The sequence below is a fragment of the Oleiagrimonas sp. genome (assembly GCF_027858935.1).
Classification (GTDB): Bacteria; Pseudomonadota; Gammaproteobacteria; order Xanthomonadales; family Rhodanobacteraceae; genus Oleiagrimonas.
This window is the reverse complement of the sequence record NZ_JAQIBU010000182.1, coordinates 1-7,544: the sequence shown is the minus strand read 5'-3', so window position 1 is coordinate 7,544 and position 7,544 is coordinate 1. Positions and strand designations below refer to the sequence as shown.

The window sequence follows — 7,544 nt, the reverse complement described above, 5'->3', positions numbered from 1 at the left end:
CGGCGCGAAAAGAGTGAAAACTACCAGCAAGAAACCTTGATCTACCCGGCCGATCAGACGCGAAACTGGTCAGACCGGCAGATGGATAACGGCGACGGCTTATTCAGCGTTGCCCTAGATGTTTGAGTAGCCATGAGCAATCTTCATCAGGAACACCATTTCGAGCAGGCCATCTGCGGCCACCTTGGCGCGGATGGCTGGCTGTATGCCGAGGGTGATGCAGCGCATTTCGATAGCGCGCATGGCTTGTATCTTCCCGACCTGCTGGCCTGGATCGAGGCTACGCAGCCCGATAGCTGGGAACGGCTTTACAGGAGTCATGGTCCGGACCTGGCCGAGCGCCTTGCCGAGCGCGTGCGCAAGAACCTCAATGAGCGTGGCACGCTGGATGTGCTGCGTCGCGGCGTGGAAATGCTGGGGCTGAAAGAGCCGCTGTCGCTGGTGCAGTTCAAGCCCGCGCTGGCGATGAATGCGGACCTGCAGAAACGCTACGAGGCCAATCGCCTGCGCGTGGTGCGGCAGGTGCGTCATTCGCCCAACCGCACCAAGGACGCGCTGGACCTGGTGCTGTTTCTCAATGGCATCGCCGTGGCCACGGCGGAGCTGAAATCCGACTTCAAGCAGAGCGTGGGCGATGCGGTGGATCAATACCGCTTCGACCGGCATCCGCATCCCAAAGGTGGGTTGATCGAGCCACTGCTGAATTTCCCCGGCGGTGCACTGGTGCATTTCGCGGTCAGCCAGGCCGAGGTCATGATGGCCACGAAGCTGGAGGGCAAGGCCACGCGCTTCTTGCCGTTCAATCGCGGCAATGAGGGCGCGGCGGGCAACCTGCCGAATCCGGACGGCTTCGCCACGTCTTATCTATGGGAAGAGGTCTGGGCACGTGACAGCTGGCTGGAGATTCTGGGCCGCTACCTGATCGGCAAGCGTGACGACAAGAAGCGCCTGACCACGGTGATATTTCCACGCTACCACCAGTTGGATGCGGCGCGGAAGCTGGTCGCGGATGTGCGCGAAAGCGGGCCGGGGCAGCGCTATTTGATCCAGCATTCGGCCGGATCGGGTAAGACCAACTCCATTGCCTGGAGCGCGCATTTCCTGGCGGATCTGCACGACGCCGACCACAACAAGCTGTTCGACAGTGTGCTGGTGGTGTCCGACCGCAACGTGCTGGACTCCCAGCTGCAGGAAGCGATTTTCGATTTCGAGCGCACCACCGGTGTGGTCGAGACCATCACCAACGAGCGCGGAAGCAAGAGTGCGCAGTTGGGGCAGGCGCTGAAGGGTGGCAAGAAGATCATTGTCTGCACCATCCAGACCTTCCCGTTTGCGCTGGACGCCGTGCAGGAACTGGCCGCGACCGAGGGCAAGTCCTTTGCGGTGATCGCCGACGAGGCGCACAGCTCGCAGACGGGTGAGGCCGCCTCCAAGCTCAAGCAGTTGCTCAGCGCCGAGGAATGGGCCGAGTACCAGGACGGCGGCGAGATCGACACCGAAGTGATCTTGCAGGCCGGCATGTCCGCGCGGGCGGGCAACAAGGGGCTGACCTACGTGGCGTTTACGGCCACACCCAAGCAGAAGATGCTGGAGTTGTTCGGCCGTCCGGGGCCCGACGGTCTGCCGCAGCCGTTCCATGTCTATTCCATGCGCCAGGCCATCGAGGAAGGCTTCATCCTTGATGTGCTGAAGAACTACACGCCCTACAAACTGGCCTTCAGGCTGGCGCACGACGGCAAAGAACTGGACGAGACCGAGGTTGAGCGCAGCGCGGCGATGAAGGGGATCATGCAGTGGGTCCGCCTGCATCCCTACAACATCGCCTCGAAAGTGCAGGTGGTGGTGGAGCACTACCGGGCGAACGTGATGCCGCTGCTGGACGGCAAGGCCAAGGCGATGGTCGCGGTGGGCAGTCGCAAGGAGGCCGTGCGCTGGCAGAAGGCCATTCGCGGTTACATCGAGCGACAGGGTTATCCGCTGGGGGTGCTGGTGGCGTTTTCCGGCGAGGTGAACGATGCGGAGAGCTACCCGCAGCCTGTGACGGAGACCAGCGCCGACCTCAATCCCGGTTTGCGCGGGCGCGACATCCGCGAGGCGTTTGCCGAACCCGCGCATCACCTGCTGCTGGTCGCCAACAAGTTCCAGACCGGCTTCGACCAGCCGCTACTGTGCGGCATGTACGTGGACAAGAAACTGGGCGGCATCCAGGCGGTGCAGACGCTCTCGCGACTCAACCGCGCGTATCCCGGCAAGGACACCACGTACATCCTCGACTTCGTCAACGATGCAGCCGACATCCTCAAGGCGTTCAAGACCTATTACGACACCGCTGAACTGGAAGCGACCACCGATCCGCACATGGTCTACGACCTGCGTGCCAAGCTGGACGCCAGCGGGCATTACGATGAATTTGAAGTCGACCGCGTTGCGAGGGTCGAGCTGGATCCCAAGGGGACGCAGGCGCAACTCAGCGCGGCGATTGCCCCGGTGGCCGACCGGTTATTGAAGCGCTACCGCGCCGCGCAACAAGCGCGCGCCACGGCGCTTGCCGACGGCGACGAGCAGGCTGCCGAGGCCAACAAGGACATCATGGATGCCCTGGTGCTGTTCAAGAACGACATGGGCGCCTACGTGCGGCTTTACGCCTTCCTGTCGCAGATGTTCGACTACGGCAACACCGACATCGAAAAGCGTTTCGTCTTCTACAAGCGATTGATTCCATTGCTGGAGTTCGGTCGTGAGCGCGAGCAAGTGGACCTGTCCAAGGTGGTGCTCACACATCACACGTTGCGCAATGCCGGACGTCAACCGATGAACCTCAATGCCGATGGTTCCTACAAATTGCCGCCCATGGATGCCGTAGGAAGTGGTTCTGTACAGGATAAGGAGCGTGCGTATTTGGTCGAGATCATCGAGAAGGTCAATGGCCTGTTCGATGGTCAGCTCACCGATGATGATCAGCTGCAATATGTCAACGGCGCACTCAAATCCAAGATGCTGGAAAACATGACATTGATTCAGCAGTCCGCGAGCAACAGCAAGGAGCAATTTGCCAATTCGCCCGACCTGAAGGACGCATTGCGCAACGCGATCATGGACGCCTTCGACGCGCATACCACCATGAGCACCCAGGCATTGAATTCGCAACGCATACGCGACGGCTTGTTGCACATTCTTCTGGGGCCGGCGCAGTTGTACGAGGCGCTTCGGGCCAAGTCCGATGGCAGTCAGACACAAGCATGAGCCAAGTTTGGTCTCGCGAGGAAGTTGAAGCGGCGGTGGCCGACTATCGACGCATGCTGATTCAGGAGCTAAGCGGCCAGAAGTACAGCAAGACGGAGCATCGGCGGGCGCTGCAAAAGCTGCTGAATGATCGATCGGAGGGATCCATCGAGCGCAAGCATCAGAACATCAGCGCCATTCTGATCGCGATGAACTGCCCATCCATCGCAGGTTACAAGCGGCTGGGGAACTACCAGGCCTTGCTGCACGAAGTCGTGGTCGAACAGATCGTTGATGATCCGTTGTTCGACCAAGCGGCACTTCACGCGGCGACGCAGCCGGCGGTGGCGCCGGAGGGGATTGATTTCGGGTACTGGCTGGATGATCCGCCGAAGCCTTGCAAGGTGAGCGATCCAATAGCGGCAAAAGCACCGTCCTTTCTGCCGGTGCAGCGGGACTATGTAGCGCGGGAAGCGCGCAATCGGGCCTTGGGCAAAGCCGGCGAGGAGTTAGTGCTGGCCTACGAGCGCGATCGTCTTGAACGTCTGGGTCAGGAGGCGCTAGCGGGCAAGGTCGAGCATATTGCCTCGACGCGGGGCGACGGCGCCGGATACGACATACTTTCCTATGAAGAAAGCGGTCGCGAGCGCTTCATCGAGGTCAAGACCACAGCGTTCCCCAAGGCCACGCCGTTCTATGTCAGTCGCAACGAGGTCGATTTCTCCGAACGGACGAAACGACAGTTTCACCTGTACCGTTTGTTCGAATTCCGCGCGCGGCCGCGCATGTTTATGCTGCGCGGGAACATGCGCGAGCGCTTGAAGCTGGATGCGGTGAGCTATCGCGCGACGGTGTGAATCTTTCTGGACGCGACATGATGTCGTGAACAACACTGCAACCACAGGGAACTACATCCATACATCACCTGGACCCTCCTGTAGCGGTTCACAGTCCGACCGTATGGGCCCAAAGCCATGCGGGGAAAGGGGACGGGGGTAACTAAGTTCCATTCCCCCTCCAATCGTCTCGTCGATGATCGCTTTCAGCGCCGCCTCTACCTCCCTGGCCGCCTTGGCGACAGCCGGGTCCACTTAGATCAGCTGCGGCTGCTCGGTGGGTGGCACCATGCCGATTCAGATCGGGCCGGCGACCTTGTAGATTGGTGTTCTGCAGGGTGGGCCACTGTTGGAAAGTTTCTATAAAACAATGGAATGCATCAAGGTGTGTGCCTCCAACCTATTGGATGGTTCCTTGATGAAGCTTGCGGACCCGAAGAGGTGCCCATGGTCTTGGCCGCGGGTGCTCCGCTGCGTGCGATGTTGACAGCCTGGCAACATTCGTCGCCGAAAAGGCAGCCCACGTCATCTGGTCGTTGCCCGCCACACTAATTTAAGATAAAACATGAAGTAAAATTAACGGCCGCCGTTACTTTCACTTCGTCCACGGAGAGCGTCATGCTTCGCCAGCCGCCGGGGGAATACCGCACCGTATCCACGGCTGGCGAGCCGTTTCGGGCCTTCGTGCCGGCGCCGTTGCCGCCGCATCCGCCCCTGGAGTGGTCGCCCGCGCTGCGTCGCCGCTTCGACGATGCGTTGGTGGCCCTGGGGCGGCTGGATGCCGTTTCGGCCCTGCTGCCGAATGCGGCGCTGTTGCTGTACAGCTTCGTGCGCAAGGAGGCGGTGCTGTCCTCGCAGATCGAGGGCACGCAGTCCTCGCTGGCGGACCTGCTGTTATATGAGATCGACGAGCAGCCCGGTGTGCCGGTGGAAGACGCGCACGAGGTCAGCCGCTATGTCGCTGCGCTGGAGCATGGGCTGGCCCGCCTGCGTGGGGGCTTCCCGCTGAGCCTGCGGTTGATCAGCGAGATCCATGCGGTGCTGATGGACAACCCGACGGGGCAGGGCAAGACGCCGGGTGAATTCCGTCGCAGTCAGGTCTGGATAGGCGGCACGCGACCCGGTAATGCCGTGTTCGTGCCGCCACCGGCCGAGGTGGTCGCGGATTGCCTGGGCGACCTGGAACGCTTTCTCAACGACCTGCCGGAGGCAACGCCGCCGTTGATGAAGGCGGCGCTGGCGCATGTGCAGTTCGAGACCATCCATCCGTTCCTGGATGGCAATGGTCGCATCGGGCGACTGTTGATTGTGCTGCAACTGGTGCACGACGGCCTGCTGCGCGAGCCGTTGCTGTACCCGAGTCTGTTTTTCAAGAAGCACCGAGCGCTGTACTACGAACTGCTCAACGCCGTGCGTATGCAGGGCGACTGGGAGCGCTGGCTGGATTACTTTGCAGAGGGCGTCGAGCAGAGCGCGGCGCAGGCGGTGGCCACGGCGCAGCAACTGCTGGCGCTGGTCAACAAGGACCGTGACCGCGTTGCCACGCTGGGTCGCAGCGCGGCGTCAGCCCTGGCCGTGCTGCAGGCCCTGCAGCGCCAGCCGGTGACGACGGCGGCGACGCTAGTGAAGGACACGGGCCTTGCACTGGCCACCGTGAACCGGATGCTGGTGCAGTTGATCGACATGGATATTGTGTCGGAACTGACCCATCGCCAGCGGGATCGCATTTTCAGCTATCGCGCCTACGTGGATGTTCTCAATGCGGAACTCTGACGGCGTCACCCTTATTCAAACGACCGGAGCGGGCGCATGAACTGAAGCGCCCCGGGTTTCCCGGAGGCCAGGGCCAGCATGTTGTCGTACTTTTCCTCGTTGCTGGCCAAGGATAAATGGTGACAGGTGCACTTATGACCGTTTGGATTGCTCAAGAAAAGTACACCTGTCACCGTTCTTGCTGGTACTTGGTCATCAGGCAACAGGAATCGTGCAATCAACACATTAGAACGTTCCGCGACCGGCCACACCTACGTGATGCCGGGGCGTTAGACTCTGGCGGTGCGTCAGGCCGACAGCTTCGGCAAAGACACGATGAGCCTGTTACCCAATACGATCAGTTGAGGCGCGTACATGATGGATTCCCCCGTTGGGCCGGACGAGGCCTGTCATTGCGGCAGCGGCCGTGCCTACCGGCGCTGTTGCATTCAGCGCGATTTGCAGGAGATGGTGCAGCAGCAAAACCAGGCGGCGCACGATGACTTTCATGGCCTGTCGCCGGTGCAGATGCATGCCTTGCTGTATGCGCCGTTCGACTCGCCGCGCTGGCTGGAATTTCCCGCGGTGCTGCCGGAGACGCCGGATGCGCCGATCGCGCAGCTGTTCGAGCAGCTGTGTCAGGCGCTGGATGCGGGGGAGCTGAAGGCCACGTCCAAGGGCAATCTGCCGCGCGCCTTCTGCCAGGAGGTGCATCGCGCCTTTGTCGGGTCCTCGCCCTACAGCATGGATCGACCCGTCGGCAAGGTCAGCAGCGAGGAGGATTTCGAGGCGCTGTATGTTACCCGTCTGGTCGCGCAGCAGGCGGGGCTTTTACGCAAGTACAAGGGCCGCTTCATCCTGAGCCGGGCGTGCAAGTCGCTTCGCGATGCGCATGGCATGCAGGCCGTGTATCCGGCTTTGCTGAAAGCCTGTGCGCGGCGGTTCAACTGGGGCTACAGCGATGGGTATCCGGAGTACCCGATCATCCAGCATGCCTTCGCCTTCAGCCTGTACTTGTTGAGCCGCTACGGCGACACGCCACGCCCCCGGCAGTTTTACGAGGATGCGTTCCTGCGCGCGTTTCCGATGCTGGTGGACGAGGCGGAGGGCGACGCCTGGACGAGCGGTGAGGCGAAGGCCCGGCGTTGCTACAGCCTGCGGACCCTGGTGCGGTTCGCCGGGTTCATGGGGCTGGCGCGTCTTTCTGCCGAGCTTTACCGCGCAACCGGCGATAAGGGCATGGTCTCGAAAACGCCGTTGCTGGACCAGGTCGTCTGCTTCCACTTGCAAACGGGGCAGGGATAGCGCCAGTGCTTCATGAAGGGGCAACATGTCGCTGCAGCCTCTCGACCAAGCATGGTGTCAGGTGCGCTTGGGGTCATCGTCCTGCGTCAGTCCGGCTGTGTTCGAACACGCACCAGCTTGGCCTGCGCTTCGAATTCGTCGGCCAGCGCGTCGTAGGCTTTCTTGAATATAGGATCCTGTGACCAGCGCTTGCGAGTGGTCTCAATGTCTGCAGGGACCGGTTTGTAGGCTTCACGGGTCATGTCGTCATCTCTCGTTGCCGTGCTCGCGCGATGGGTCGTTCGCGCGGTGGCGTCTTGCGGGGTTTTTATTTGGTTCTTCGCGGGTTTCCGTGGAGCTTCTTCCCTTGCGTCGATACCTTAGACCTCTCAAGAGGGGTATAAGGGGTGTTCCATGCTGGATCGGAAGACGATTGAGGCGCTGGGTGGC

Annotated in this window: 5 protein-coding genes; 4 read left to right on the top strand and 1 reads right to left on the bottom strand. The window is 61.3% G+C overall.

What is annotated here, in order from left to right:
* The first annotated feature begins 132 nt into the window (after nucleotides 1-132).
* The 4 genes from PF446_RS06755 to PF446_RS06740 all read left to right on the top strand — a co-directional run bounded on the left by PF446_RS06755 (nucleotide 133) and on the right by PF446_RS06740 (nucleotide 7,115).
* Complete coding sequence (locus tag PF446_RS06755) at nucleotides 133-3,243, top strand: DEAD/DEAH box helicase family protein (protein WP_298070494.1); 3,111 nt, start codon at nucleotides 133-135, stop codon at nucleotides 3,241-3,243.
* A complete protein-coding gene (locus PF446_RS06750) occupies nucleotides 3,240-4,079 on the top strand; it encodes a DUF3883 domain-containing protein (RefSeq protein WP_298070492.1) in 840 nt (279 codons plus the stop codon). The genes PF446_RS06755 and PF446_RS06750 overlap by 4 nt, the downstream gene beginning before the upstream one ends.
* Nucleotides 4,080-4,676: 597 nt before the next feature.
* Nucleotides 4,677-5,831, top strand: coding sequence for a Fic family protein (locus PF446_RS06745; RefSeq protein WP_298070490.1), 1,155 nt, complete (start codon nucleotides 4,677-4,679; stop codon nucleotides 5,829-5,831).
* A gap of 354 nt (nucleotides 5,832-6,185) precedes the next feature.
* Complete coding sequence (locus tag PF446_RS06740) at nucleotides 6,186-7,115, top strand: SEC-C metal-binding domain-containing protein (protein WP_298070488.1); 930 nt, start codon at nucleotides 6,186-6,188, stop codon at nucleotides 7,113-7,115.
* A gap of 86 nt (nucleotides 7,116-7,201) precedes the next feature.
* Here PF446_RS06740 and PF446_RS06735 read toward each other — a convergent pair whose 3' ends face one another.
* Nucleotides 7,202-7,357 carry a hypothetical protein gene (locus PF446_RS06735; RefSeq protein ID WP_298070486.1) on the bottom strand — a complete coding sequence of 52 codons (156 nt, stop codon included), beginning with the start codon at nucleotides 7,355-7,357 and terminating at the stop codon, nucleotides 7,202-7,204.
* Nucleotides 7,358-7,544 lie beyond the last annotated feature (187 nt).